At 55.9% G+C, this 26,006-nt stretch carries 25 protein-coding genes; 12 read left to right on the top strand and 13 right to left on the bottom strand.

Translation table 11 applies throughout. The features are described 5' to 3' along the window. Positions 1 to 15: 15 nt before the first annotated feature. The 6 genes from EPD59_RS22695 (at position 16) to EPD59_RS14635 (ending at position 5,353) form a co-directional block, all read left to right on the top strand. Entirely contained in the window at positions 16 to 426 is a 411-nt protein-coding gene (locus EPD59_RS22695; RefSeq protein WP_240731426.1) for a hypothetical protein, read from the top strand. Next, positions 423 to 1,133 (top strand): mandelate racemase/muconate lactonizing enzyme family protein, encoded by a 711-nt coding sequence (locus EPD59_RS22690; RefSeq protein WP_240731425.1) that lies wholly within the window; start codon positions 423 to 425, stop codon positions 1,131 to 1,133. Before EPD59_RS22695 ends, EPD59_RS22690 begins: the two co-directional genes overlap by 4 nt. 131 nt (positions 1,134 to 1,264) lie before the next feature. Beyond that, complete coding sequence (locus tag EPD59_RS14650) at positions 1,265 to 1,663, top strand: hypothetical protein (protein ID WP_133273436.1); 399 nt, start codon at positions 1,265 to 1,267, stop codon at positions 1,661 to 1,663. Between the two features lie 128 nt (positions 1,664 to 1,791). Then, positions 1,792 to 2,880, top strand: a complete 1,089-nt coding sequence (locus EPD59_RS14645) for an alpha/beta fold hydrolase (RefSeq protein ID WP_133273435.1) — start codon at positions 1,792 to 1,794, stop codon at positions 2,878 to 2,880. Between the two features lie 192 nt (positions 2,881 to 3,072). Next, positions 3,073 to 3,429 (top strand): endonuclease domain-containing protein, encoded by a 357-nt coding sequence (locus tag EPD59_RS14640; RefSeq protein WP_240731424.1) that lies wholly within the window; start codon positions 3,073 to 3,075, stop codon positions 3,427 to 3,429. 124 nt (positions 3,430 to 3,553) lie between these two features. Beyond that, positions 3,554 to 5,353, top strand: coding sequence for a DUF885 domain-containing protein (locus EPD59_RS14635; RefSeq protein WP_205703419.1), 1,800 nt, complete (start codon positions 3,554 to 3,556; stop codon positions 5,351 to 5,353). A 98-nt stretch (positions 5,354 to 5,451) separates the two neighbouring features. Here the strand turns inward: EPD59_RS14635 and EPD59_RS14630 are convergent, their stop codons facing one another. The 9 genes from EPD59_RS14630 to EPD59_RS14595 all read right to left on the bottom strand — a co-directional run bounded on the left by EPD59_RS14630 (position 5,452) and on the right by EPD59_RS14595 (position 13,582). After that, positions 5,452 to 6,105 (bottom strand): hypothetical protein, encoded by a 654-nt coding sequence (locus tag EPD59_RS14630; RefSeq protein ID WP_133273433.1) that lies wholly within the window; start codon positions 6,103 to 6,105, stop codon positions 5,452 to 5,454. A gap of 21 nt (positions 6,106 to 6,126) precedes the next feature. Then, a complete protein-coding gene (locus EPD59_RS24185) occupies positions 6,127 to 6,558 on the bottom strand; it encodes a DUF3592 domain-containing protein (RefSeq protein ID WP_133273432.1) in 432 nt (143 codons plus the stop codon). 586 nt (positions 6,559 to 7,144) lie between these two features. Further along, positions 7,145 to 8,704 carry a flavin-containing monooxygenase gene (locus EPD59_RS14620; RefSeq protein ID WP_133273431.1) on the bottom strand — a complete coding sequence of 520 codons (1,560 nt, stop codon included), beginning with the start codon at positions 8,702 to 8,704 and terminating at the stop codon, positions 7,145 to 7,147. Between the two features lie 532 nt (positions 8,705 to 9,236). Beyond that, the gene (locus EPD59_RS14615) at positions 9,237 to 9,908 is read right to left on the bottom strand and encodes a LytR/AlgR family response regulator transcription factor (protein WP_133273430.1); all 672 of its coding nucleotides are present in this window, start codon (positions 9,906 to 9,908) and stop codon (positions 9,237 to 9,239) included. Between the two features lie 335 nt (positions 9,909 to 10,243). After that, a complete protein-coding gene (locus tag EPD59_RS14610) occupies positions 10,244 to 11,314 on the bottom strand; it encodes a sensor histidine kinase (RefSeq protein WP_240731423.1) in 1,071 nt (356 codons plus the stop codon). Beyond that, entirely contained in the window at positions 11,311 to 11,820 is a 510-nt protein-coding gene (locus tag EPD59_RS22685; protein ID WP_240731422.1) for a hypothetical protein, read from the bottom strand. The genes EPD59_RS14610 and EPD59_RS22685 overlap by 4 nt, the downstream gene beginning before the upstream one ends. Positions 11,821 to 12,102: 282 nt before the next feature. Continuing rightward, the gene (locus tag EPD59_RS23290; RefSeq protein ID WP_133273429.1) at positions 12,103 to 12,693 is read right to left on the bottom strand and encodes a serine hydrolase; all 591 of its coding nucleotides are present in this window, start codon (positions 12,691 to 12,693) and stop codon (positions 12,103 to 12,105) included. A gap of 5 nt (positions 12,694 to 12,698) precedes the next feature. Beyond that, positions 12,699 to 13,418 (bottom strand): serine hydrolase domain-containing protein, encoded by a 720-nt coding sequence (locus EPD59_RS23285; RefSeq protein WP_133273428.1) that lies wholly within the window; start codon positions 13,416 to 13,418, stop codon positions 12,699 to 12,701. After that, complete coding sequence (locus tag EPD59_RS14595) at positions 13,400 to 13,582, bottom strand: hypothetical protein (protein WP_133273427.1); 183 nt, start codon at positions 13,580 to 13,582, stop codon at positions 13,400 to 13,402. Before EPD59_RS14595 ends, EPD59_RS23285 begins: the two co-directional genes overlap by 19 nt. A gap of 320 nt (positions 13,583 to 13,902) precedes the next feature. On the opposite strand from EPD59_RS14595, the gene EPD59_RS14590 reads away from it, so the two are divergent. Both EPD59_RS14590 and EPD59_RS14585 read left to right on the top strand, forming a co-directional pair. Beyond that, positions 13,903 to 14,292 (top strand): hypothetical protein, encoded by a 390-nt coding sequence (locus EPD59_RS14590; RefSeq protein ID WP_133273426.1) that lies wholly within the window; start codon positions 13,903 to 13,905, stop codon positions 14,290 to 14,292. Positions 14,293 to 14,372: 80 nt separating this feature from the next. Continuing rightward, a complete protein-coding gene (locus EPD59_RS14585) occupies positions 14,373 to 14,648 on the top strand; it encodes a hypothetical protein (RefSeq protein WP_133273425.1) in 276 nt (91 codons plus the stop codon). A 105-nt stretch (positions 14,649 to 14,753) separates the two neighbouring features. Here the strand turns inward: EPD59_RS14585 and EPD59_RS14580 are convergent, their stop codons facing one another. After that, a complete protein-coding gene (locus EPD59_RS14580; protein WP_240731421.1) occupies positions 14,754 to 16,205 on the bottom strand; it encodes an amidohydrolase in 1,452 nt (483 codons plus the stop codon). Between the two features lie 259 nt (positions 16,206 to 16,464). Between EPD59_RS14580 and EPD59_RS14575 the strand changes: the two genes are divergently transcribed. After that, a complete protein-coding gene (locus EPD59_RS14575; protein ID WP_133273423.1) occupies positions 16,465 to 16,653 on the top strand; it encodes a DUF5777 family beta-barrel protein in 189 nt (62 codons plus the stop codon). A gap of 39 nt (positions 16,654 to 16,692) precedes the next feature. Here EPD59_RS14575 and EPD59_RS14570 read toward each other — a convergent pair whose 3' ends face one another. The 3 genes from EPD59_RS14570 to EPD59_RS14560 all read right to left on the bottom strand — a co-directional run bounded on the left by EPD59_RS14570 (position 16,693) and on the right by EPD59_RS14560 (position 21,161). Then, a complete protein-coding gene (locus EPD59_RS14570; RefSeq protein ID WP_133273422.1) occupies positions 16,693 to 17,235 on the bottom strand; it encodes a GNAT family N-acetyltransferase in 543 nt (180 codons plus the stop codon). Positions 17,236 to 17,327: 92 nt separating this feature from the next. Further along, the gene (locus EPD59_RS14565) at positions 17,328 to 20,186 is read right to left on the bottom strand and encodes an outer membrane beta-barrel family protein (RefSeq protein ID WP_133273421.1); all 2,859 of its coding nucleotides are present in this window, start codon (positions 20,184 to 20,186) and stop codon (positions 17,328 to 17,330) included. A gap of 171 nt (positions 20,187 to 20,357) precedes the next feature. After that, the gene (locus EPD59_RS14560) at positions 20,358 to 21,161 is read right to left on the bottom strand and encodes a GLPGLI family protein (protein ID WP_133273420.1); all 804 of its coding nucleotides are present in this window, start codon (positions 21,159 to 21,161) and stop codon (positions 20,358 to 20,360) included. A 149-nt stretch (positions 21,162 to 21,310) separates the two neighbouring features. Here EPD59_RS14560 and EPD59_RS14555 point away from each other — a divergent pair, with 149 nt between their 5' ends. The 3 genes from EPD59_RS14555 to EPD59_RS14545 all read left to right on the top strand — a co-directional run bounded on the left by EPD59_RS14555 (position 21,311) and on the right by EPD59_RS14545 (position 25,970). Next, positions 21,311 to 22,750, top strand: coding sequence for a sensor histidine kinase (locus EPD59_RS14555; protein ID WP_133273419.1), 1,440 nt, complete (start codon positions 21,311 to 21,313; stop codon positions 22,748 to 22,750). Between the two features lie 32 nt (positions 22,751 to 22,782). Next, positions 22,783 to 23,457, top strand: coding sequence for a response regulator transcription factor (locus tag EPD59_RS14550; RefSeq protein ID WP_133273418.1), 675 nt, complete (start codon positions 22,783 to 22,785; stop codon positions 23,455 to 23,457). 542 nt (positions 23,458 to 23,999) lie between these two features. Beyond that, positions 24,000 to 25,970 carry an SBBP repeat-containing protein gene (locus tag EPD59_RS14545; protein WP_165963608.1) on the top strand — a complete coding sequence of 657 codons (1,971 nt, stop codon included), beginning with the start codon at positions 24,000 to 24,002 and terminating at the stop codon, positions 25,968 to 25,970. Positions 25,971 to 26,006: the final 36 nt, after the last annotated feature.

Raw genomic sequence — 26,006 nt, 5'->3', positions numbered from 1 at the left:
TGCTTATTTTGCCTCATGCTACAAACGTCTATTCGCTCCATTGAGATTTTTAAGCTCTTTATGCCGCTGAAAGAGCCTTTCGTTATTTCTCTGGGTCCCATCAATGAAGTGCAGAATGTGGTTGTGCGGGTGCGCACGGCCGACGGCTGTACGGGCTACGGCGAATGCAGCCCCTACATGACCATCAACGGGGAAAGCATTGATACCTGCTTTGCCGTAGCGCAATACCTGGCGCGCGGCCTGCACGGGCACGATGCGCTGGACATTGCCGGGTGCCTGGCTATCATGAACCGCATCATCTACGCCAATAGCAGCATCAAAAGTGCGTTTGATATAGCCCTGCACGACATAGCCGCCCAGCAGGCTGGCCTACCACTCTACGCTTTTCTGGGGGCAAATCTGATAAAGTTCTCACTACCGACATGACGGTGAGCTTAGGGCCGCCCGCCAAAATGCAGGCCGACGCCATCCGGTTTCAGCAGCAGGGCTTTCCGTTCATTAAAGTAAAGCTGGGGGAAACGTTAGAGGCCGATGTAGCGCGCATTCGGGCCATTCGGCAGGGCATTGGGCCCAATCATCCGCTGAGCATCGACGCTAATCAGGGCTGGCAGACGGCTGAGGCGGCCATTGCCGTGTTGCAGGCGCTCGCGCCTTATCGTATTGCGCATTGTGAAGAGCCCATTGCCCGCCACCTGTTTATGGACCTGGCTACGGTGTCGGCGGCGTCGCCCATTCCGATTATGGCCGATGAAAGCTGCGGCGATGAGCACGACGCGGCGCGCCTGATTCAGCTGCGCGCCTGCCCGCAGTTCAACATTAAGCTGGGCAAATCGTCGGGACTGCATCGGGCCAAGAAAATCGTCGATTTGGGCGCCGCCGCCAGCATGACCCTGCAAGTGGGGGGCTTTATGGAGTCGCGCCTGGGCATGACGGCCGCCGCGCACCTGGCTCTCACCCACGATGCCATCCGCCACTGCGACTTCGACACCCCGCTGATGTACACCGAGGACCCCGTGGTGGGCGGAATTCGTTATCGGGCCCAAGGCGTTATTGAGGTGCCGAATGTGCCGGGCCTGGGCGCCGTGATAGATGAGCAGTATCTGAGAAACGCAGAAAAGCGGGTGGTAGAGTAGCAAAGGGTAGCCTACACATACGGAGAATCGCGATTTATTAGCTTCTTGCCCGTCGAAGCTGAAATGCTTCCATTAACCTGTAAGCTTTACAGCCGCTTGCTGCGCTTATATTTTCCGCCTGTTCCCTGCCTATGCTGCTTTTGACTGCTACTCCTTACCTGACTCTTTACCTACACGAAGGCGCTTCCCGCGCCATTGAAGCGCAGTGGCTGGGCTTTGGCAGCAGTGCTATTCTGCGCCAAGCCACACTCGATGCTGTAGTGCTGGCCCGGCAATATCGTATTACCGGCTGGATTGCCGACGACCGGCTTTTGGGTTCATTACCCCCCGCCGACCTGGAATGGATTGCTCAGCAGGTGCTCCCACAGCTAATTGGCGTGGGACTGAAGCGGTTTGCCCGCATTGAGTCCATGGACCCGCACAATAAAATGCTGATTGGGCAGGCGCAGACACAAACTCAGCCGCAGATGCCCTTCGAGTGGCGCCTGTTTACGGACCTACAGGCTGCTCGCGTTTGGGCCTGCGGATAGTTTCCAAAAACCATTGCAATGCCTAGGGCCAGAGCTGAAGATGATTTCAGCAATGTCTTTTAAGAAGCAAAAAAGCCCCCCAGGCGCCTGACTCGCTCGCCTGTTAGCCATTCTACTTCCCACCCACAATGAGAAAACTACTGTTTCTGTTGCTGTGGCTGCCTTTGCTCGGCTATGCCCAAACGGCACCAAAGTATCCGGCGCCCGTTGACGCGGACTTCAGCCTGAAAAACTACGCGTTTGAGAGCGGGGAGAAGCTGCCGGAGCTGAAGCTGCACTACACGACCATTGGTAAGCCGCGTAAAGACGCAACCGGGCGGGTAACGAATGCGGTGGTTATCATGCACGGAACTACGGGCAGCGGTAAGCAATTTCTAAGTGAGCAGTTTGCCGGCAATCTCTTTGGGCCCGGCCAGCTGCTGGATGCGGCCAAGTACTATATCATTCTGCCCGACGCCATCGGGCACGGCCAGTCCAGCAAGCCCAGCAACGGCCTGCGGATGCGCTTCCCCAAGTACACCTACAACGACATGGTGACGGCCAACTACCGCCTGCTCACCGAGCACCTCGGCGTGGCGCACGCCAGGCTGGTCATGGGAACCTCAATGGGTGGCATGGAAACCTGGGTGTGGGGCTACCGCTACCCCGACTTTATGGACGCGCTGGTGCCCCTGGCCAGTCTGCCGGTGGAAATAGCGGGCCGCAACCGCATGCTGCGCAAAATGGCCATCGACCTGATTCAGATGGACCCGGCCTGGCAGGGCGGCAACTACACCACTCAGCCCCGTACGGGCCTGACGGGGGCTATTTCGTCGCTGATCTTTATGACCAGCAGCCCCTTGCAGATGCAGAAAACGGCCCCCACGCGCGAACTGGCCGAAGCTGCCCTAGAAAAAAGGAGAACTCAACTACTGACCTCCCTCGACGCGAACGACTTCATCTACCAGTTCGACGCCTCCCGCGACTACAACCCGGCCCCGCACCTGAGCAAGATAAAAGCCCCCCTGCTGGCCATCAACTCTGCCGACGACCAAGTGAACCCGCCAGAATTAGGCATCCTAGAACAGGAAATCAAGAAGGTGCCGAACGGACGCTACATCCTGCTGCCAATTAGCGACAAAACCACCGGCCACGGCACCCACTCCAACCCCGCCCTATGGGGCATTAACCTACAGGAACTACTGACGTTGCTGGAGAAGCAGCTGCCAATAAAGTAGCAGGCGAAAGATTTAGAAAGAAGCTAGAGCTATGCAGCTAAAAAAACTAGAGAGCTAGTTCCCCTCCTCAGCTGAGGAGGGGCTAGGGGTGGTTGGCAATCGGTGTTTATCTTGATTACTAAATGACCCTAACACCCATGTCAGCCCCAAAAGGTCCACAATCTGAATTACCAAAAGCCTATCCGTCGGGCGTTGCGGAATAATTCTACCCAGGCTGAAGCTATTCTATGGCGTTCCCTCCAACGCAGTCAATTAGCTGGCCGCAAGTTTCGTCGTCAGCACGGAATTGGGCCGTACATAGTGAACTTCTATTGTCCAGCTGAAAGACTGATGATTGAGCTAGACGGCGCTGGTCACTTCACCGCAAATGGTGAGGCCAACGACGTCATGCGGACCGAGTATCTGGCTGGCTTAGGTTATCGAGTAGTACGATTTGAAAATCGAGCAGTGATGGAGCAGCTTGACGGGGTATTGGCAGCTATTGAGGCAACCTTTTCACCAGAAAAAGCCCCCCAACGATTATCAACCACCCCCAACCCACGCCGCTAGATGCGCGGAATTCAGCTGAGGAGGGGAGCTAGCTCTCTAGTTTTTAGCTCTAGCTTTTGCCTCAACAGGTATAATCTCACTCCCCAAACGCCACTATATTTACCTACCACCTCACCCTTTCCCTATGAAACACCTTTTCCTGTCGGCGGCGCTGGCGGCGGCTTTGCTGGGCACCCTGACCAGCCATACGCCCGTTACTAGCCATACCACCGCCCCCGTGGCGGCCGATTCGCCGGCGCTGGCGGCTATGTTTGAGAAGTATTGGGACGAGCGCGCCAAGCTTTTCCCGCTGGAAGCCACCGGGCAGGGCGACAACCGCTACAATGACCAGCTGCCCAACGACAACACCGTGGCCTACCGCACGACCCAGCGGCAGTTTTTCCAGCAGTACCTCGACGCACTCAAGAAGTTCGACCGCAGCAAGCTCTCCGAAAACGACCGGGTGAGCTATGACATCTTCCTCTACGACATGCAGATGCGGCTGGAAGGCCTAAAGCAAAACTCATGGATGATGCCTATTACCCAGATGAGCGGCCTGCCTATTTCGCTGGCGCAGCTGGGCGCGGGCTCCGGCAACCAACCCTTCAAAATCACCAAGGATTACGACAACTGGCTGAGCCGGGTGCGCGCTTACCCCGTGTGGGCCGATTCGGCTATCGGCAACTTCCGCCGCGGCATGCGAGCCGGGGTGGTGCTGCCCCGTCCGCTGGTAGAAAAAATGCTGCCCCAGATGCAGGCTATGGTCACCACCGACCCCAGCAAGAGCATCTTCTACGGACCCGTAGCCAAATTTCCGGCCACCGTATCCGCCGCCGATCAGCAGCGCCTCAGCGCTGCTTACCAGCAGGCCATCAAAGAGCAGGTGGTGCCTACTTACCAGAAGCTGCACGACTTTCTAAAGAACGAGTACCTGCCCAAGGCCCGCACCACCACCGGCATTGCGGCCGTGCCCGGCGGGGCTGATATGTACCGCTACGCCGTGAAGTTCTGGACCACCACTGACCGCACGCCCGACCAGATTTACCAGACGGGCCTGAGCGAGGTGAAGCGCATTCGGCAGGAGATGGAAAAGATCAAAACGGAGGTGGGCTTTAAGGGCGACCTGAACGCCTTCTTCACTTACCTGAACACCGACTCCAAGTTTATGCCCTTCAAAACGCCCGAGGAGGTGCTCAACGTGTACCGCGGCGTACAGGCCAAGATTGACCCCAACCTGAAGAAGATGTTTGGCAAAGTGCCCAAAACCGGCTTTGAGGTGCGCCAGACTGAAGCCTTCCGCGCCGCCTCGGCCAGTGCTCAGTACAATCGTGGCCTACCCGACGGCTCCCGCCCCGGCATCTTCTACGTGCCCATCATCGACGCCACCAAGTACAACGTGACCCGCGGCATGGAGTCGCTGTTTCTGCACGAGGCCATTCCGGGCCACCACTATCAGGTTGCCTTGCAGCAGGAAAACGAAAACCTGCCCAAGTTCCGCCGCTTCGGCTTCTACAGTGCCTTCAGCGAAGGTTGGGCCCTGTACACCGAGAGCCTCGGCAAGGAGCTGGGCCTCTACACCGACCCCTACCAGCGCATGGGCGCCTTGAACGGGGAAATGCACCGCGCCATCCGGTTGGTGGTGGATGCAGGCATGCACAGCAAGAACATGACCCGTGAGCAGGCTATCCAGTACATGCGCGACAACCGCTCCATCGACGAGCAAGCCGCCACCGCCGAAATTGAGCGCTATATGGCCTGGCCGGGGCAGGCGCTAGCCTACAAAACCGGGCAGATGAAGATCATCGAGCTGCGCAACAAGTACGAAAAGCAACTGGGGGGCAAATTCAACCTCCGCGCCTTCCACGACGAGCTGCTGGAAAATGCCGCCATGCCCCTGGCCATAGCTGAAAAGACCATGGACGCTTGGGCTGCTGCGCAGAAGTAGAAGTTAATACAAGCGAAAATGAAAAAGCCCCCAACGCGCGTTGGGGGCTTTTTTTTATTTAAAGTATTGGTGTGTAAGAGGGTTTGTCACGGATATTGTTATTTCCAATACTCTTCAATACGATCAAGAAATGGACTCGCAGTATGTTTGCTTGGTAAGAAAATGGAAGAAGATAACAAGTCGCCAATTGCTTTTGAAAATCCATTGGAACCAGATGAATTGCCCCAAGGAATTACCTTATTATGGGTAAAAACTGCCTGTGTCTGTTGTGCAAGCGTGGTAGCGAGTTGATTAATGCTGGCAAGGAATGACTCTTCTTTATCGAGGGCGCCAGCCAGAACGATATACGGATTATAGAGAATATTTGAAAGGTTGGCATAGTAGCCCTCATTCATAACACCCAGGTACATATCTGGCGCTAAATTCTGATTGTTGCAGGTCGTACGGCCTGGTGCCCAAAGCTCCAAAGAGTGAAAAAGCCAACCTTGTCTTTCAGGATAAGCGGTATAATCGTGTAACCATCGCGCCTCCGATATAGCGGACAAGCCAAGCCGCCCAAACTTTACATCCTTCATATACTGTCCATTAGGTTCGTATTGAAGTGAGTTAAGAGAGGCCGAACCGCGGGCAGCTTTAGTAGCTCGAAGCAGCGAATCTTGAATTGCGTGCCAGCATTTGGGTTCCCATAGAGCCGGAGCTTGCGGGTTGCCAAGAATTATGTGGAGCTGGTATAATCGTTCGTGAAAGTGCATGCTTGCGTTCGTTAATTCAAGTTATCCTAAAAAATGAGCACTTAGTGTTCCAACAATTAAGACTATACCTACTAAAGCACATAGTAGAGCTTTCCAATCTACTAGTCTGTAGTTGAGGACGTACTCCTGCGGATTTAATGGATTATACAGTATTCGTACCTCTTGGCCCACACGCAATGAAGGTCTGCCGCTGCCAAGCCAGTGTTGAACGAACACGACCTCCTCACTAAAAGTCACGAAACGAAATACAGGAGCATAAGTAACTGATTCATTGTCATCGTCCTGCTTTTGAAAGCGGTAGACTATTCCGCTAGTCTCTATTCCTGTTTTCTTCAGATTTGCCCGCTTTTGGTATAAGTATCTGGCTACATATAAAAATGCGCCTCCTAACAGAATAAGTGCATAATTGATGGTCGCCAGACTAGCAGGGTCTGTTTTGCTGAGCAATAGCATCTATCCTAAGTATGTTGCTTTAGCGTCTTTAAGATTCTTGTTATCGTGTACCTTAGTCCTGAGCTTTGTCTCAATATTAACTCAGTAGTTTTAATTTAAAAACAGAAGCCAATCCAACCGCGTTACAGGATTCGTACCTGCAACTGCGGCAGAATCGGCCCCCAGAAGTAGGTGCTATTGCTGCTTAAGCAGACGCTAACTTCATTTACTCGGAAGCACGAAATAGTCTTCCGCTGAGTGCACTTTGGCCCGGTTTTGTGAATAGGTATAAAGGGCTTGCTTCTTACTAACGGCTGCCCTTAACTGTCCTTTTCACTTGGCCTATTCGTAGGCCGCACACCCTTCCCGTTATGTATACATTGCTCTTACAAGGCGGCGGCACCATCGGTGGTGATGGCATGCGCCTGCCCGCTTAGGTTAGCGGGTTCGAAAAAGCGAAAGGGCAGCCGCACATGCGGCTGCCCTTTCGCTTTTAGCGGTTGGCTGTATTAGTGGGCATTACTCAACTGCTTTGCTTTTCGTCCAGATGGATTCTCAGTCTGCTCGAAAAAGCCTATCACCGCTCAAGCCTGAGCGGGGTGTGAACCTATAGTACTGCCACGGGCTGTAGCTGCTCAACTAAGTTCTGCAACGCCTGATTTTGGGGAAGCGCACGGGCCAACATCATCAGGCCGGCACGCTGCTGCTGGTCGAGCGGGACGGCCTGGCCAGCGGTGTAGCAACGGCTGTTCTGTTCGAAGCGGGCACGGGCATCTGGGCGGCTGCGGTGACCTTCGAGGCGAAACTGGGCCGGTACCAGCAGGCCAAACAGCAGCTCCCGAACCAGATCGGGGTACCGGTCGAGGGTGGGAGCTACTCCCAGATCCTGCGAGAACAGGTGCATCGACTCGTGCGACGTGATTTCCTCGCGCACCTGCTTAAACTGCTCTGATTCGGCCAAGCCCTGCTCCATTTGCGTCCGGGTGGGCAAGGCGTGTTGGCCGCTCCAACATGCTGCCACCCAACGCGCCTGCAGCTCCACAGTAGGGAAATAGGAGCCGATTTGGCCAAAAAGACCCAGAAAGGCCACATTGGGCAAATCGGGGTGGAAAGTAAAGTGGTGCAGGTCGAGGCACTTATCGTCGGCGAGTACCGTCTGACGGATGTCCTCACTTAGAAAGGGCAGATGCAGGCCGTAGCCCGTAGCCAGCAGAAGTACATCGGCGGTTACCTCCTCGCCCGACGTGAGGAGAGCGCCAGTAGGAGTGAACGTGCGCACCCCCGTCACGGCACGAATGCGGCCGCTGGCCAGCTGGTCGAGGTACTCCTGACACATCGAGGCACCGGCCTCCAGCAGATTGTCGCTGGGGGGCAAACCTCCGAAATCAGCCGGGTTGCCGAAGTTCTCGACAATGAAATGCTTCAGGCCCGCCGCCGCTTCCGGTGGCGGCAATATCTGCCCCAGGTACGTCGCAAAACGATTGAACACATGTTGCTCCGCAGGCAGGCCATGCAGCAGCTTGCGAATGATGTAGCGCGGCTTGCGGCACGACGATAGCACCGGCGGGCCGTCGTTCAGGGCGAGGTCGCTGGCGATTTCCAATCCGCTAATGCTGTTGCCCACCACCAGTACGCGCTGCCCGGCAAAGGCCTGCCGACCCCGGTAAGCAAACGAGTGCAGCACTTGACCCCGAAACTGATCAAGGCCGGGCGTGTTCGGGAAGTTGGGATAATTGTAGCGGCCCGAGGCGAGAATAACGTGCGAAAACAGCTCCTTCTCCTCTTCACCGTCCTGAGTGCGAGTCGTGACCCAATACTGCCCTTCCGGCCCTCTGCTGATGAGCTCCACGCGAGTATTCAATCGGATGTAAGGCCCTAAGCCAAAGTGGCGGGCATACGCGGTGAGATACGCCAGCACCTCCTGATTACTCGGGAACATCTGGGTGCCGGCCGGATGGTCAAAGTCCGAAAACGACATCAGCACATGGGGAGAGTTGGCGTGCATGTCGGGCCAGATGCCGCTATGCGCCGCCCCCTGGTTCCACTGCCCCCCAATGTGACTGCTTTGCTCTATGAGAACCGGCGTAAGTCCGTCTTCCAACAACGACTTAGCGGCGGCAATGCCAGCGGGCCCGCCCCCGACAATGGCAACTTTCGAGGTGTTCATAAAGGAAATATGAATTGGGTGAGGAAAAGCAGGTTAGCAGTCCGTAAGGAAGGTGCTGGGGGGCTTTTTTACCGCCGGCCGGAGTGTATTCAGGCCGCTTCAATTGTCTCGTCTGAATTGCGGAGTTAGCGTTTAGCTGAGACTCTACACGCAGGATTTGCTTCTATATATAACGTTGATAATCAAATAGTATAAAGTGTAGTCGACATAGTTGCTTCCGGCAATGCAATAGCTTAGTCACCGAGAAAATATGGGCAATACGCGGCCATCCAATGACCATTGTCATTTTTAAGAAAACCGGCTAGTCTTAATTTATTCAGTTAGTGAAATATAAAAACTATATAGATGTATTTCAAGAAATAATTGAACAAAATTTACTCGTATAAGATAGCGCCAGGAGAGGCTGAATAGGTGAAGTAGATGCTTAGAATTACTGCATACTTCTCCATTCCAGCATTAGTGCTGGCAGGCATACGCTTGCGGACGGGCAGTTTTCAGCCTATCAGTTCTCTGAATTTTTAGCTCATTATCATCATACCTGCAACTGCGGCAGATAGGAAGCGCCCACTGGCACGGTATGGCCGTGCACCGTGACTTGGTGGCGCTCAAGCTTGTCGATTTTGTCTTTGGCCACCACAAAGGAGCGATGCACCCGCACAAACTGGTCGGTGGGCAGCAGCTCGCTGAGCTCCGTCATGGTCATGCGAGAGAGCAAGCGTTTGCCCCCCAGTACAAACGTGACGTAGTTACCGGCTGCCTCCATGTACAGAATCTCCGCGTAGGGCACGCGCACCTGCTCCGTGCCCGTCTTCACAAACACGTAGTCTTTAGTCTGGACGGTCTGGTCGCGGAGGCGGAGCAGCTCGTGGGCCTTGTTGCAGGCTTTCATAAACCTGGCCAGCGAGAAGGGCTTAAGCAGATAATCGACGGCATCCAGCTCAAAGCCCGTCACAGCATGCTCGGAATAAGCCGTAGTAAAAATGACCAGCGGCTTCTTCTGCAGGCTGGTCACAAACTCCAGCCCCGAGATGTCGGGCATCTTGATATCCAGAAACAACAGGTCGACGGGCTCCTTTTGCAAATACTCCATGGCCTCGCAGGCATCCGTGAAGCAAGCTTTAAGCTCCAGATACGGAATTTTGCCCCCCAAAGAGCGCACCACCTCCAGCGCCATCGGTTCGTCGTCGATTGCTATTGCTTTCATATGTATTCAGTCGGGTGGGGAAAGAGAAAAGAGCGTCCTGCCGAGCAGAAGCCAAAGAATCTCGCATGAAGATGTTGTAATGTTATTGCCTATTCTATGTTGTGCACCACCAAACTAAAGCTAGCAAGTTAAACAGCTAGTTCCCCTCCTCAGCTGAGGAGGGGCTAGGGGTGGTTGAAAACGTCAGAACGGTTTTTAGGACTAGCCTTAGCATCGTTCTATCGCTCCGGCCTACCACCCCTAGCCCCTCCTCAGCTGAGGAGGGGAACTAGCATTCTAGATCTTCCTAGCTTTTTCTAGCCTTCCAGCATTTTAACTTTATAGCCCTTGCTTACCTATTGCTGAGTGCTGCCGCTTAACTGTAGTGTAAGATGCACAAAAAACTCCTGTGGGGTTTCCCTAATGGATAGCTCGTGCTTGCCGGGGTAGAGGAGGGCTAGGCGCTGCCGCACGTTCTCTAGGCCTACGCCGGAGTGGTCTTTTTCTAGGTCTAGCTCCTGTTTGGGGTGGGTGCTGTTGTACACGTCAAAGTAGAGCTTGTCGGCTTCGTAGTGCAAGGTCACCCGTATCCACGATTTGCGCTTCAGACTGATGCCGTGCTTAAAGGCATTCTCCACGAAGGGAATCAGCAGCATGGGCGCAATCCACTTCTCGGCCACTACATCCTCAATGCTGGTTTCGATGCTGATGTTGGGTGAGGTGCTCGTCCGGAGCGACTGTAGCTCGATGTAGTTGCGCATATACTCCACCTCCCGGGTGAGCAGAATCTGGCGCTGGTGGTTTTCGTGCAGCATAAACCGCATCATGTCGCCCAGCATCTGAATACCCTGGGCCGTGCGCTCACTGTTTTCCTGCAGGGCCGTACCGTATAAGGTGTTCAGACTATTGAATAGAAAGTGCGGATTGATCTGGGAACGCAAAAAATCCAGGTTGGCCGTCGACTGGCCCAGTTCGGTTTGCAGCACGCCAATTTGCTCCTTGCTCTTTACACGCCGCTTATAGAGATTCCAGGTCAGCGGAGCCGTTAGAAAGAGTTGAAAGCCCTCATTGAAAAAGGCAAAACCAGCCCCTACATCCGGATCATCGCAGAAGATCAGAACCAGGAGCATCACCGGCCCAAAGGATATAAGCAGGGACAGCAGCACCCAGAGGATGTATGATCGCACCGGCCGCTGCTTTGTTACCATTCTTGGGATGAGGTAGTAATAGGCGAAAAAATAGAAGGCTGCCGTAAGCGGCACAAGCATCGCCCCATACAGGATCAGCTCTTCGGCTCCCACCGCCATGAGTAGCAATATGGTCACTAGCCACACGCTGAATGCCAGTGCCACTTCGCGCACAATAGATCGGTTCTCCTGCTTGATAATCAGGGGCCTTGGGATAAAGCGCAGAGCCGCGTACTTCAACAGAGAGTACGTTCCCAGAAAAACCAGCAACTGAAAAGCCCCCCGAATCCTTGCTGGAACAGCGCATTGTAAGTGTCCTGCTCCGTGGGATACTCACGGAAAAGATACGTGGCAGCATAGGTGTCAGTGGTGCCAAAAACCAGCCCCGCCGCCACATAAGCCCCCAGCAGCAGCAGGATATTGCGGGCCACCTGTTCGCGCCGAAGTAGCTGGGGCACTACCACAAAATTGACCAGCAGAAACGCGAGGTAAACGGTAACGAAAACGAGCACGCGCGGGTAGAAGAAATTGGCGTAGTAGCCGAACGATATTCCCGCCTCCTCAAACAACCGGCGGGCAACGGTCGCGTCGCTGCTGTCGAGCAATAGGATAGAGAAAATTAGAAGGACAGTGGCGACCCCAAACTCAATTTTGGAAAGCGTAGAGGGCTTATCGATGTACTCCGTGAAATCATTCATCGGGAGGTCTGTTGTCTGAGGCTGCGCCTCTTCTAGCGTGGGTGTCATATGAGGGGCGCGTTAGGCAGGCGTAGTGTTTTGAGGGAAAGGGACTTATTGTCTGGGAGCGCAGGACAAAGCGCTCGGCATGACGGTCTGAAAGGAAAGTTTCCTGCACACATTCAACTGTACATTATTTGGCTTAAAATGAAGGTAATCTTTTCTGTTTTCTGCGTCTGGGGGCTTTTTGTAGAGACGCAGAGTGTTGCATCTCTACCGCGTTTGGCTAACCCAACCATCCCATAGCGCTGTAGATATTGTCGTACAAAGAGCAGTAGGAGGGAGGCTCCTTTATTCCTGGCGCTTGGCCTCCGTCACTTCCCAACGGCCTTCCCGAATGGTGAGGCCTGCGGCCCGATCCGCAGAAGGCGTGAAGATGATTTGATTGTCGTCGTTGCCGGAGGGAATAAACACATTGCTGCCTTGGCTGCGGAGCCGAAAAGCCGGTCCGCCGGTTACCTGCGCGTGCAGCTTGCCGCTTTCCTCATACACTTTCAGCACCCGCGTTTTGGCGCCCGACTTATAAGTGTAGGTGCCAGCGTAGCGCGCAATATTATCGGGCGTCAGGGGCAAGTCGCGCACGCGTATACCGAGGGCCGTGCGCGCCAGCGCCTTGGTAATGGTAGCTGGATTGGCTTTCACCGAATTGGCCAGGACTACCACCGTTAGCCCATTTTTGGGATAATGAGCCAGCGCCGACACGAACCCATTGGCACCACCCGTGTGAAATATCTGCTCATGCGACCCCAACTCCGCCAACTGCAAGCCATAGCCGTAGCCAATGGTGTCGCCATTGGCCAGGACGGTGGGCGTAGTCATGAGCCGGAGCGAAGCGGGCGACACCACCTTGCCACCGTGCAGCAAAGTTGTCCAGTGCAGCATGTCGCCTACGGTTGAGGAAAGGCCCCCGCGGCGGGCCCAATGCGCATGCTCAGATAGCGGGCGTTGATGAGCGTTTTTCCCTCATACTCGTAGCCCGCTGCCCGCTGCGGAATCACGCGGCTCGACTCGCAGTACATGGTATTGCTCAGGCCCAGCGGCCTCAGTAATTCGCGCTCCAGATAATCTTGGTACGGGACGCCCGTCACCCGACTGATAATCTCGCCCAGCAAGTAGTAGCCAAAGTTGTTGTACTCGTATTTCTCGCCGGGCTTGAACTCGAAAGGCTGCTTGGCAAACATCTCGATCATTTCGGGATAGGTGAGGTCGAGGCGGAAGCGCTGGCGGTTTTCCTCGTGCATCACCCGAAACGCCTTGATGCCCGACGTATGATTCAGCAGGTGGTGAATAGTGACGTGGTGGCCCTGCGTGGGGTAGTCGGGCAAGTAGTTGGTGATGGGGTCGGTGAGCGACATTTTGCCCGCTTCCACCAGCCGCATTACGATGGCCGCCGTGAACTGCTTGGTGATGGAGCCCACCTTATACGAAGTAATGGAGCCCACATCGACGCCCGTTTCTACGTTGGCTTTGCCATAGGCTCGGGCCAATACCAGTTGGCCATTCTGGGCTACGCCCACGCTCATGCCCGGCGTGAGGCCGGCCGTAATCTGGGCCTGCGCGGCCGAGTCGGCCACGGCCAGGAGGCGTTTTATATCAATGGGCTGCACAGTGGCTTCACTCTGGGGTGAGCCCCCACGGGCGTAGTGGCCGAGCGCATGCAGCTCGTCGCTGTGGGTATACCCAGCACGAGCAGGAGGCCGCAGGCAAAAGGACGGGCGCGCTGCAATAAGTTAAAAGAGGAAGTGAGTGTGGTGATGGCGGAAGTTCTCATGATGCGTAGGGTTGTCGTTTTTGATACACCTGGCCCCGCTAGCTGGGCCTATCATGAGCAAGAATAAGCGGCCGTAACTGCCCCCAAAACAAAATGTGACGAACAGCAAAATGCTGTGACGAACCCCTCGCCTTGTTTGAAAAAAGCCCCCCGACCAGTGACGAATTTGCCCCCCGCGATGGGCAAAAGAAGTGTAGGAAAAGACAACCTTGCGGGCTGGCTTTGCGAATGAAGAAGACATCTTCACCCGCAATTATTCGAGCGAGCCGCCCCTACGAATCCCCGAACCTGATTGTCATCTCTAACCATCGTGTACTGCTATGGGTAAAGGCAAGAAGAAAGGCTCTAAAAAGGCTAAGAAGCTGGAAAAAGATATGCTGGACGTGGCCGCCGAATCGATCCGCAAGTATCGCCGGATAAGTAAGGAAATTGGCAAGCTGAGTACCACCCAGAAAATAGTTGGCGGGGTAGGATTGCTCGCCGCCGCCATTACTTACTTGACCCACAAGGAGGTACTAGATGGTCTTACTTCCCCCAGCGGCCCTTTAGCTTCCCTGTTACCAGACATGGCTAAGGATAAAGATCTTGGGCCGGAAACTTTGCCCCCCAAGCCGGACGAGGAACCGAGGAAGCCTGTAAAAAGGAGGGTGGCCGATAAGGGCCAGAAGCACTTCCCCGCATCAGCGTCCCACTCTAGAAGCTCGACATAACCTTGCACCACGGAGCCGCGAATACAGATTTCAGCTTTGGGTGACACTCATGCACGCACTTCCTCCTAAATGCTACTGATATGAAAAAGAGCAAGAAACAGAGCGCCAAAAAGGATAAGAAAGCTGCTAAGCAAAAGAACAGTACTTCCTTGTTTGGCGGGTCGGCGAAGTCCGGGGAAAAAGGAAAACGGCAGAATGGACTTAGCGCGTTAACCAACGGCCAGAAAGTAGCGGGCGGAGCTGCCCTGTTAGCCGCCGTTGGCCTGGGCTACTGGGCGCAGAGCCGCCGCACTACCACCAAAACCGCAACCACAACTCCTCCCACAGGTCCTGAACAGCAAACAGCCTCCACTTAGGAGGCTGTTTGCTAAAATTTGCTAGGTGCGGTTACTCCAATATCAGCTTAAAAAGCCCCCCAGATGGAGCTGATACTGTTGTAGACGCAGAATCTGGCTTAAAAACTAATCCCGGTAGTTGAGGGCCGGCTTACGATCGCCGAGCAAAGGCTTGTATACATAACCACCCACGTCCTGCTTGAATTCGGCAGTGGCTTTTTCGAGCAGCGCAGGATCCGTAAACAGGTCGATGGCCGTTAGGGTCATGGTTTTGGCGGCTACCAGCATGCCTTTAGCCCCAATTTCCTGACCGCTGCACGCTACCGCCTGCCAGCTGTGAGCCGGTGTGCCCGGAATCCAGGTAGCAGCCGTGAGACCTACGGTAGGCACCGCGAAGCTCACGTCGCCTACATCGGAGCTGCCACCCCCATCAGTAACGGCGAAGGGCTGCACCTTGGCTGCTTCTTCAATGGGCGGCGCCGGAAAGCCAAACGAGGCTTGAATCTGCTTGCCAATTGCTACTTCCTGCGGGGTGTACGTCACGCCGCCCACCCGCTCTAGGTTGACTTGTAGCGCCCGCGCCAAGGTTTCGTTGAGCAGTAGCTCATGGGTACCGCCGATAATTTCGTAGTCCATGGTGGTGCCGGTGCCCAAGGCGGCGCCTTCAGCCGCTTTCACCACGCGGGCAAAAGCATCCTTCACCTCGTCGCGGTTGGGGTGGCGCACGTAGTAATACACTTCGGCAAATTCGGGCACCACGTTCGGTGCTTTGCCGCCGTTGGTAATGATGTAGTGAATGCGCGTTTCCTGGGGCACGTGCTCGCGCATCATGTTCACCATGTTGTTCATCGCCTCTACGCCGTCGAGAGCGCTGCGGCCGCGCTGGGGCGAGGCGGCGGCGTGCGAGGCAATACCATGAAAGCGAAACTTGGCCGAGCTGTTGGCAATGTAGCTGCTCATCATTGAGCGGTTCTGATTACTGGGGTGCCAGTGCACAGCGGCGTCTACGCCCTGGAATAGGCCGGCCCGCACCAAATACACCTTGCCACTGCCACCTTCCTCGGCCGGGCAGCCGAATACCTTCACGGTACCTTTAAACTTACCTTCCTTAATCAGCTTTTTTAGCTCGATGCCCGCCGCTACGCTGGCTGTGCCAAACAGATTATGGCCGCAGCCGTGGCCCGCGTCGAGACCGGCTATTGCTTTTTTCTCCGCGCTGGCCTGCTGCGACAAACCCGGCAACGCATCGTACTCGGCTAGTATGCCAATAACTGGCTTGCCACTGCCGTACGTGGCCACAAAAGCCGTTGGAATATCGGCCACGCCGGCCTGCACCTGAAAGCCGTTGTCGCGCAGGGTTTTCTGGAGGAGGGCCGAGCTTTTGGTTTCCTTGTAGCCCACTTCCGCAAAGCCCCAGATTTGCTGAGCTACTTTCTTGTAGTCGTTGTAATCGTTGTCCAGATCCTTTATTGCCTGGGCTTTAACGGCGCTTACGTCGGCGTCCGGCACAGGCGGCAGAGCAGGGTGGGAAGCCAGCAGGCCCGCGCTCAACAGGCTCAGCGCAACGTATCTTTTCAAGTTCATAAAGCAGCAAAACAGCAGGTCCGGCGACCTGAATAGTCAGGCTTGGCACGGACGAAAATAGCATGTTTCCCTCTCTTCAGGTGCAGATATGCGCAGCTTTTGCCAAGCCGCCCGCCACCGCGCCTGTAGCTAGTACTCAGCAACCCAAGCTTCGTGGAGTAGGGGCAGATGCGCTCGGGCTGTTCACGAATACATCCTGCCGCGGAATATTCTTCGCTTACCCACCTCCCGCGCCACCGGACTGCGTGATGCTGTGGCCGCCGGCGTAGATATTGAAACGGGCGGCCACGTATTTCAGCTCCACGTTACCAATGCCCAAGGCATGATTGAGCCGCTGTTCATTCCGCGCACTGGGGGGCAATTTTTCGATGGCGACATCTATTTCGGGTTTAATGTAGCCCGCAACTTCATGCTCCGGCCCGCCGACCGCTTTCGCAAATAACCCAGCGAGCAACCTTCGGGCCTGGCTTGTTACGCCGTATTAGCTGCGCCCAATCCACTGTTCCTTCCCGATTCTATAAACAAAGTTTAACTGGGGCGCCTCACCAAAATACGCTACTTCCTCCTCGGCCACCTTTTCCGCCCCTAAACGGCTTATCGCGATTTGTGAGCGGGTGTTTGCCGCGCCAATATGGAAGTAAACCTGCGACACGAACTGAAAGATGTAGTCCAGCATCATCGTCTTCACCTTCAGGTTGAGCCCCTTGCCCCAGTAGCGGGTGGCGTAGAACGTGTAGCCAATCAGGATGCTGTCTTCCTGTTCATCATAGCCGTAAAAACGAGTGCTGCCCGCCACCTCATTGGTCGCTTTGTCGATGATTTTGAAAGCCCCCTGGCTCTGCATAGCACCCTCAAAAAACGTTCGGAAGACTTCCGGTTTCCAGCGGTCTTTGTTGGGGTGCTGCTCCCAAACCTTTGGGTCGGAAGCGGCCGCGTACAGGGCCTCAAAATCGGTGGCCTGCAAGGGGAGCAGCAGCGTCTGCGGGTCTTCTAGCGTGGGTTGAATAGGAATGGACGACGACATACGGGCGAGGCTAATGGAAATATGCAGTAAGGTATTCAGTTACTGCCTTTGCTCAACTCCACTCATTGTTTTATCTACCTCTATCGACAACCCTACTTCCCAAACTGCCGCAGGTTGTAAGTAAAGCTGAGCATGAAATAGCGCGTGAGAACTTTGCTGCGCACGTCCTCCAGATAAGTGTCTGTCACGTTGCGCACGATGCTGCGGTTCTGCTTGAGCAGATCGTAGGCTTGCAGCTTTAACTCACCCTGTTTGTCCTTGAAGAGCTGGCGGGTGAGGCCAACGTTCCACAGCGATACTCCTTGGTTGAAGCCAGCTGAGCGCCCCGCGTAGCGCGTGAGCCAAAGGTCGCTGCTGACGGCCCAGCGACCGGGCAGCTGATAAAATACATCGGCCTCCAGAGTCTGGGTCCAGTACGAAGTGTTTTGTTGGGGCAGGAGAGAATATCGGGCGTCCAGGTACGTGACGTTGCCGGCAAGGCCAAGCTCGAGCTTGTCGTTGAAGGCCGTGTTGAGGCTCAGGCCTTGCCCCAGGCTCCAGTTGCGAGCTTGATTTTGCTGGTCATTAACCAAGCTTTGACCCTGGGTGAAGTTGCCGTTAGTGGTCAGATTTACATTCAGCTTGTGCCAGCCCAGCCGCTGACCCAAGGACAGAAACCCGTTGAGGCTACGGTAGCCATCGGCGTTGACGGGCCGCGTGGTTTGGACACCGGCCGAGCTGAAGCTGGTGGCCGACACAATGCGATTTTGAACCTGATTAGCGCTTAGCAAGCCAAACACGCTGCGGTTGTTCACGGCGTTGAATTGATTGAAGGTAGCCGTGAGGGTGTGGTAGTATTCGGGCCGCAACTGGGGGTTGCCGAGACGGATGTATAGTGGGTTGGTGTTGTCGGCTACGGGCTGAAGCTGACTGGCCGTGGGTGCCTGCAAGCGCGTGCGGTAGTTTAGGCGCAGCGTGCGGCTACGGCTAGCATTTAGCGTAAACATGGCGCTGGGCAGCAAGCTCTGGTAGTCGCGCGTGAGGGCAGTATCGGCGCTTTGATTGTTGACGCGCAGGCTGGACTGTTGGGCGTCGAGGCCCAGGGAGAAGCCGTAGCGCAGGCGGCGCGTCTGCCAAGTCAGGCCCGCCCGGTTTGTCAGAAAACCGCTGCTGAACTGGTTGCTAAGGATTTCATTTGCGGCATCGTAGCGGGCAGTAGTGGGGTTGAAGTCGGCCACGTCGCGCCGGGAGGTGCTGTGCGTATTGGCCAGATTATATCTAAACTCAAGCTTTTGCTGCAAGCTCAACGGCTCGACATACGCCAGATTGAGCGCCTGTGTACGGGCCGGGTAGTCCTGACTTATTCGCTGGTTGAGCAGGGTAGTGCGGCCGGTGCCATCGAGAGCGAAAAAAGTGTTCGTAGCCTGGTTGAAGGCTTCCCCATCCTGGTTATTCAGCACGGCGCTGAGGTTAGCCGACAAGGTGCGGCCAGCCTTGGCAAAACGGCGCATCAGCAGCAGATTGCCGTTGCCCCAGAGCGTATTGGCCGAGGCATTGTAGGTGCTAAGGCTGGTATTTAGCTGCCGCTCCCCGATGCTGGTTAGCTGATCTTTAGCTTGGCGCTGATCCGTATTTTGCCACCACAGGGCCGGCGTGAAGCGAAAGGAGGTAAGGGTATCGAGCCGGTAGTCCAGCCGAAAGTTCAGCCGCTGGCTTACGGTGCGGGCGCGGGCCGCAGCGCTTTGGTCGGTAACTAGGGGCTGGCCGGTTTCGCCGATGCCCGCGTCGAGGCCGGCCACGTTTTCGCGCCGGCTTACCTGGTCGGTAGTCACCGTGGTGCGGTTGGCGAAGTAGCTGGTGGCCACTTCGGCGCGCTTGCCCCAGGCATCACGGTAATTTAGCCCCCCAGCCAACGATTCGGTGATGCTGCTGGGCTGGTTGTTACTGGCTGGCTGTGCATTGCCGCTCCCACGGCCGCCCATGTTTATTGTAACCTGGCCGCCGCCCGGCCCGCCTACGCCCCCAAAGCCGCCGGGTAGGCTACTGCCGCCGCCCGCGCCGGGGCCGCTGCTTACGTCGCCGGCGGTGGGGCTGCCATCGTTGCTGAAGCCCAGTTGATTGATGTTGTTGGCCTGACCCAGCGCCGAAATCTGCCGGCCATTATTAAAGCGATTCAAGCCTAGCTGCGCGCGGTAGCGCTCATCGGTGCCCGCCCCGATAGACTCGGTGCCGAAGTAGCCTTTGCGCTTGTCGCGCTTGGTAATCAGGTTAATGGTTTTCTCCTGCTGGCCGTCGTCGATGCCGGAAAAGGCCGACTGGTCGCTGCGCTGGTTGTAAAGCTGCACCTGATCGATGATGTTGGCGGGCAGGTTGCGGGTGGCCAGCTTGGGGTCATCGCCAAAAAAGGGCTTACCATCCACCAATACCCGATTTACCTGCTGACCTTGGGCGCGGATGGTGCCGTCGCGGTCGACCTGTACGCCGGGTAGCTTCTTTAGCAACGCTTCCACGGCCGCATTGGGCTGGGTACGGAAAGCGCGAGCGCTGAAAGCCACCGTGTCGCCCTGCACCGAAACCGGGGCGCGCTCCTGCTGCACTACCACCTCGCCCAGCGTATGAGAAAAGCCCCCCAGGCGCTGCATACCAACGTCGGTAGCTCCGGCGGCCGCTACACTTACTGGCAAAAGCCTGCTTTTGTAGCCAACGAAAGTGAGCAGCAGAAAGTAGCGGCCGGGCGTTACGCCGCGCAGAACAAAGCGTCCGTCGCCATCGGTGATGGTGAAAGAGATATAAGACGAATCGCGGGCCGCCATCAGCGACACCGACGCTTCCCGGAGGGGCTTGCCGCTGGCCGAATCGGCGATGCCGCCCAGAATCTGGCCAGGCCCGCCGGCCCGGGTTGGGGCCGTTGGCTGGGCGGTGGCCAGCACAGTGCTCCAGCAGCATACGAAAAGGAGTAGAGCGTAGCGCATATGAGTAGCGGCTTTATGGAAATTTGCCCCCCAGCGGCTTCTTTTCGGCAATTGCAGCGACTTATTTACAACACATGTCAGGGTAGAGACGCAAAAGCTTGCGCCTCTACCACCGCGCACTGATTGTAGAGCTACTTACAAGCGAAAAGCAGTTCGGGAAGAAGCCAGAAATTAGTTGGAGCCGGGGCCGCGGAAGTTTTCCATCATGCGGGAGCGGAAATCGGCCCGGGCTTTTTCGCGCAAATCAGTCAGTTCAGCAGTAGTTACTGTCTGCGCCTGCGTACTGGGCCGCACTTCCGCCTCTTTCACCGGGGCCTTAAGATCAACCTTAGTGGCCTTGAATTGCTCGCCGGAGCCCTCCACGGCCAGCACAACGCCTTTTTCCGGCGTCAGGTCGCGAATGGGGGAGTAGGTGAAAGGCAGATCGGTCGTAATCCAAACGGTGTAGGTTTCCTTGCGAAAAGGCACGGTGGCCTTGCGGCAAATGTAGCCGGCAATCTTCTTGGTTTGGTCGGTGAGCTGCCAGTTTTCTGGTTTTGCTAAGGGGGCATCGGCCCGGTACTCGGTGGTTTTATCATCTTTCTTGACCGATACCACGGTGGCGTAGGTGCGGTCCTTCAGGTTCAGGAAAACGGTTTCCTCGAAGGGGCGACCTATGTTCGTGGTCTGCGGAGCACTGTTTGGGCCGCCTTCCACAATGCGAACCATTCCGCCGCCGCCTTCCTGGGCTTCCTTGGCATAGTCGCCGCTGAAGCTCAGGGTTTGGCCGAAGGAGCGCACATCGGGAAGGTCAGCGGGAAAGTCGGGGCTGCCGGGCTTTACCTCCTGGCCATTAATCACAATGCGCCGCTGGTTTGGGTCGATGCGGCGGGTGGCCTCGTAGGAAATGCGCCCGGTGGTCTGGGCATGGAGGGAAGTGGCAGCGCCCACGCCAAGGACGAGCAGCGTGAGCACGGAAGTAGGGAGGAGTTTCATGAGAGCAGAAGTTTGAAGCACTGAATTACGCTTACAAAGCACTACTTCCGGCGTGTAAAGCACTGTTATCATGTGTTAAAGAATGTTAACGGTGGTGAGTACCACGCGGCAAGGCTGTATTTTCGTTCTGCTCTACCGTTCGCCCGCCCATGAAACGCCGCATCCGCTCTATTTTCTGGCTTATGGCAGCTTGTATTCTGGGCATCAATGGCTTTCAGGCGTATTGGCTGTACAATACCTACCAGCTCACCAGTCAGCAGTTCGACCGTACCACCCGCGAGGCCTTGCTTGCCGTGGTGCAGCGGCAGCTGCTCAGCGGCGCGCGCCAACTGGTGCAGGGCAACCAGAAAGGTGTAAACCGGCGTATCCTGATGGGAGAGTTCAACTCCGACAGTGGGGGGCAAATTCAGCGTATTGTAGTGTCGACTGAGCCCGGGCGGAAGGACACGACGCCCCGCCTATTCCAGTCTGACCGGATACTAATCACGACTCGCCACCGGCGGGCCGCGGCCGATACGGCTGCTCGCACCCTCTCGCGCATCATCCTCAACGACTGGACGGGCAGCCGCCGCGTGAACCTGCCTCAACTTCTCGCCGCCTACCAAGCCGAGCTGCGCCTGCGCAATGTGCAAACGCAAGCCATCCTCGACACGCTGAACGTGCCCGCAGCGGAACCCATGTTGGCCGTAAACCCGCGCAATAAGCCTGCGCCCATTGGCTATCCGGTCCAAACGCCGCCTATTCCGCTCAATCCTATTCGTTCGGTGTTTGTACAGGCTTCCTTCCCGACCCCAACGTCCTATATCTTGCGCCAGATGAGCGGCTTGTTGGGCGGCTCGGTGGCACTGCTGGGGCTGACTACGGGCTGCTTCGCGCTGATGTTGAGCACTATTCTGCGGCAAAAAAAGCTGTCGGAAGTCAAGAACGACTTCATCAACAACATGACCCACGAGCTGAAAACGCCCTTGGCTACGGTGTCGGCGGCGGTGGAAGCGATGCAGAACTTTGGCGCGCTGAATGATCCGCAGAAAGCTCAAACCTATTTGAGTATCTCGCGGAAGGAGCTGCAACGGCTGTCGGATTTGGTGGAGAAAGTGCTCAACAGTGCCGTGGAGGAACGGCAGCAACTGACCATAAACCCGGAGCCGGTGCGGCCCGCGGAACTGGTGCACGAACTCGTCCTGCGCCATCAGTTGCAGGCTCCCAAGCCCGTGCATTTTGATGTTGATATCGAGCCGACCGAGTCGTTGTCGCTGGACCGGTTGCACGTAGCGGGCGTCATCAATAACCTCATCGATAACGCCATCAAGTACTCGCGCGAGCAGGTCACCATCGGCATCAAAGGCCGCCGCGACGAAACCGGCTGGCGCCTGACGGTGCAGGACGATGGTATTGGTATTCCAAAAAGCTACCAAGCGGCCGTATTCGACCGGTTTTTTCGCGTACCGACCGGCAATCTGCACCCCGTCAAGGGCTTCGGATTGGGTTTGTATTACGTGCGGCAAGTAGTGGAGCGGCATGGGGGGCATATTGCCGTGCGCAGCGAGCCTAACCGCGGCAGTGAGTTTTCCTTGTGGCTGCCTGCCTAATTACCTAACAATCAGCTTTTCCCTTTCCCCTCATGTCCTCCATTCTCCTTATCGAAGACGAGCCCGCGCTGGGCATGATTGTGAAAGACAGTCTGGAGGTGCGGGGCTTTACGGTGCGCTACGCCGCCGACGGGCAGGAAGGCTTGGAGCTCTTCCGCCAGCAGTGCCCCGATATTGTGGTGGCTGATGTGATGATGCCGCGCCTCGATGGCTTTTCGCTGGCCGAAATAATCCGCCGCGACAACGCCACTGTGCCCATTATTTTTCTGACTGCTCGCTCGCAGCCCGCCGATGTCGTGCGCGGCTTCGAGCTGGGGGGCAATGACTATCTCAAAAAGCCTTTCAGCATGGATGAGCTGATTGTCCGCATTAAGGCTCGCCTAAGCGCGGCCCCGCCGGCCGCAGCGCCCCCCAGCGTGCTCACCATCGGTCAGTATCAGTTCGACCATCCCAAGCAGCGCCTGCTATTGGGCACCCGCGAAGAAGTACTCACCCATCGCGAAGCTGAGCTGCTCAAGTGCCTCTACGACCAGCGCAACCAAGTGCTAGAACGGGCCACGGTGCTGCAGGAGCTGTGGGGCAACGATAGCTTCTTCAATGGCCGCAGCCTGGACGTATTCATTACCCGCTTGCGGCGCTATTTGAAGGATGATCCGCAGGTACAAATCGTAAACGTGCGCGGCATCGGCTACAAGCTTATCTGGTAGTTGGCCAGCGACTGAGAGTCTTTGCTGCAAGGGAATAAGAAGCGCCCTTCATTTACTCCAGAATCCGTTCATAGTTGTCTTCACTAGACTACAGCCGCTATCAATTCGATAGTATGCTGAAGTTTAGCGCGGTAGAAAGTAAGCCCATTAAAGCTTAGTGAATAAATAGCTAAAGACTAAAAATCATTCTGTAGATGCGGCGGCAGGAAATTTCCTCCCTTTAATGGGGTTAGACAGCACCAATTTATTGTGCTTACGCCTGCTAGCGCCATTGTCAAGCGGTCAGGCCGAATTTGATATATCAAGGCAACTAATGCAAGGAAGATACGTAGGTGAGGAATTATATTAATAATATAAATTTTATAATCATTCTTAGTGGAAGTTTCGCTAAGAATCTCCTTTTTTTTAACTGTCTATCTACATCTGAGTGTATTAAATCTCAAGATATCCTGTGCAATAACAGGTGTTGATAGGAATACTCGTTCTATTCACAACCGTCTATGAAACAAACGTGTACACGATTGCTAGCTCTTGCTATTAGCTTGACCTTTCTGGAAACGACTAGCGTACCCGCAGTGGCACAGGACACGCCACCTCCCTCTGCTGTATCAGACCAAGTGACGGAGGCATGGGCAGTTCATTATAACAGCACTATTCAGCCCCGAGATGATCGGGCAGTTGCCGTGACGGTGGATGGAGAAGGCAATGTTATCGTAACGGGCTACGTCTACCGCAGTCAGGGGCGCTTCAATCCCAATTACGATATTGTCACCATCAAGTACGCCCCCAGTGGGCAGCCCCTCTGGACAACCCGCTCCCAAAACACGTTTAACTACGATGAGCGCCCGAAGAAAATGGTAGTAGACGCTGCCGGCAATGTTTACGTGACCGGCACCTATGCTACCACGGGCACTTCGTTAGGGTACCTGACCGTCAAGTATGATGGCGCTACGGGCGAGACGTTGTGGGTCGTACGCCGCTCGGGTGGTACCCCCGTGGGCTTGGCGTTGGATGGGGCGGGCCATGTCGTGGTGACCGGCTCCTACTATAGCGGCTCGCTGGAGAGCACGAACTGGGCCACGGTCAAGTACGATGGCGCCACCAGCCAACAGCTGTGGGAGCGGCAGTATAATGGCCCCGGCAGTTTAGTCGACAATGCCGTGGCGCTAGCCGTCGATGCGAGTAATAACGTGGTGGTCACGGGTACAGCCGGGATCCAAGCTGGTCAAATGGACTATATGACCCTCAAGTATGATGGCGCCACGGGCCAGCCGCTCTGGGTCGCTGCCTATAATAGTCCGGCCAACAAGCAAGACGAGGCGACAGCCGTAGCGCTGGATGCCCTGGGCAACGTGTTCGTCACGGGTACTACGTTTGACGAACCAAGTCGCATCCGCGACATCGTCACAGTAAAGTATGAGGCCGCTACGGGGCGGCAGCTGTGGACGGTGCGATATGATGGTCCTGCCCAAAAGTCAGATCTGGCAGCAGCATTGGCCGTTGATGGAGCAGGCAATGCTATTATAGTAGGCAAATCCCAAGAGCTTGGGTTGAATTCATCAGCCCTCGTGTTGAAGTATACCCCGACTGGGGAGCCGCTGTGGGAAGGACGCTACACTCGACCTAATGACCCAAGCGCTTTCGGAGTTATTGACGGGGCCGACGCGATGGCTTTGGATGCCGCGGGCAACGTCTATATCGTGGGTACTTCCATCACCAATATTGTCAGTAATCCCGCGGACTATCGAACGATAAAATTTGCTGCCACGACGGGCGAGCAGGTGTGGAATGCGGCCTACGATGGGCCGGCCACAACCCCTGGCACCTCCAGAGATGAGGCGGCTCCTTCGATTGCCGTGGACAAAGCAGGGAACGTGCTGGTAACAGGTAAGACTTCGTCCAACGGGGCCATTACGACGGTGAAGTATACGCAAACGCGCGAGGTGCCCCTGCCCGTCGAGCTGGTCAGCTTTAGCGCCACGCCGCGCGGCGCGGACGTGCTGCTGCGCTGGGTGACCGCCCAAGAGCTAAATAATCAGCACTTTGAGGTGGAAGTCAGTGTCGATGGGATGCGCTTCCAGCCGCTGCACCGCACTCCGGGGCAGGGCACAACTACGCAGCGACACACGTATGACTATATAGATCAGAATGCACCCCGTTATGGGCACGCGCTGCTCTACTATCGCTTGAAGCAGGTGGACCTGGATGGCACCTTCGCGTATTCAACCATCCAAGCAGTGCCTATAGCAACGAGCGCGGCCTTTACAGTCCAGGCCTGGCCGAACCCGTTAGGGGAGCAGTTGCAGGTGCAGATCAACAGTCCGGAGGCCGGCGAAGCAACCCTGCACTTAGCTAACGCCCTAGGACAGGTAATGCTGCAAAAGCGTGCCTTTTTAGAAGTGGGTACTAATACCTTGGCCTTACCCATGAATCGGGCTTGGCCAGCAGGTGTCTATAGCTTGCAACTACGGCAGGGAGCGATGCAGCGCACGCTGAAGCTGCTGCAGAATTAGCCACATTTGCTGTCGCTTATCTTGTTCTTTTTGAAC

This window comes from Hymenobacter radiodurans (genome assembly GCF_004355185.1).
Taxonomy (GTDB): Bacteria; Bacteroidota; Bacteroidia; order Cytophagales; family Hymenobacteraceae; genus Hymenobacter; species Hymenobacter radiodurans.
Note: the sequence above shows the minus strand (reverse complement) of the source record. Positions and strands in the feature narration are given on the sequence as shown.

Coding starts and splice junctions, on each gene's coding strand:
- EPD59_RS22695 (WP_240731426.1), top strand. CDS start 16: ATGCTACAAACGTCTATTCGCTCCATTGAGATTTTTAAGCTCTTTATG.
- EPD59_RS22690 (WP_240731425.1), top strand. CDS start 423: ATGACGGTGAGCTTAGGGCCGCCCGCCAAAATGCAGGCCGACGCCATC.
- EPD59_RS14650 (WP_133273436.1), top strand. CDS start 1,265: ATGCTGCTTTTGACTGCTACTCCTTACCTGACTCTTTACCTACACGAA.
- EPD59_RS14645 (WP_133273435.1), top strand. CDS start 1,792: ATGAGAAAACTACTGTTTCTGTTGCTGTGGCTGCCTTTGCTCGGCTAT.
- EPD59_RS14635 (WP_205703419.1), top strand. CDS start 3,554: ATGAAACACCTTTTCCTGTCGGCGGCGCTGGCGGCGGCTTTGCTGGGC.
- EPD59_RS14630 (WP_133273433.1), bottom strand. CDS start 6,105: ATGCACTTTCACGAACGATTATACCAGCTCCACATAATTCTTGGCAAC.
- EPD59_RS24185 (WP_133273432.1), bottom strand. CDS start 6,558: ATGCTATTGCTCAGCAAAACAGACCCTGCTAGTCTGGCGACCATCAAT.
- EPD59_RS14620 (WP_133273431.1), bottom strand. CDS start 8,704: ATGAACACCTCGAAAGTTGCCATTGTCGGGGGCGGGCCCGCTGGCATT.
- EPD59_RS14615 (WP_133273430.1), bottom strand. CDS start 9,908: ATGAAAGCAATAGCAATCGACGACGAACCGATGGCGCTGGAGGTGGTG.
- EPD59_RS22685 (WP_240731422.1), bottom strand. CDS start 11,820: ATGACACCCACGCTAGAAGAGGCGCAGCCTCAGACAACAGACCTCCCG.
- EPD59_RS23290 (WP_133273429.1), bottom strand. CDS start 12,693: ATGCTGCACTGGACAACTTTGCTGCACGGTGGCAAGGTGGTGTCGCCC.
- EPD59_RS14595 (WP_133273427.1), bottom strand. CDS start 13,582: ATGAGAACTTCCGCCATCACCACACTCACTTCCTCTTTTAACTTATTG.
- EPD59_RS14590 (WP_133273426.1), top strand. CDS start 13,903: ATGGGTAAAGGCAAGAAGAAAGGCTCTAAAAAGGCTAAGAAGCTGGAA.
- EPD59_RS14585 (WP_133273425.1), top strand. CDS start 14,373: ATGAAAAAGAGCAAGAAACAGAGCGCCAAAAAGGATAAGAAAGCTGCT.
- EPD59_RS14570 (WP_133273422.1), bottom strand. CDS start 17,235: ATGTCGTCGTCCATTCCTATTCAACCCACGCTAGAAGACCCGCAGACG.
- EPD59_RS14565 (WP_133273421.1), bottom strand. CDS start 20,186: ATGCGCTACGCTCTACTCCTTTTCGTATGCTGCTGGAGCACTGTGCTG.
- EPD59_RS14560 (WP_133273420.1), bottom strand. CDS start 21,161: ATGAAACTCCTCCCTACTTCCGTGCTCACGCTGCTCGTCCTTGGCGTG.
- EPD59_RS14555 (WP_133273419.1), top strand. CDS start 21,311: ATGAAACGCCGCATCCGCTCTATTTTCTGGCTTATGGCAGCTTGTATT.
- EPD59_RS14550 (WP_133273418.1), top strand. CDS start 22,783: ATGTCCTCCATTCTCCTTATCGAAGACGAGCCCGCGCTGGGCATGATT.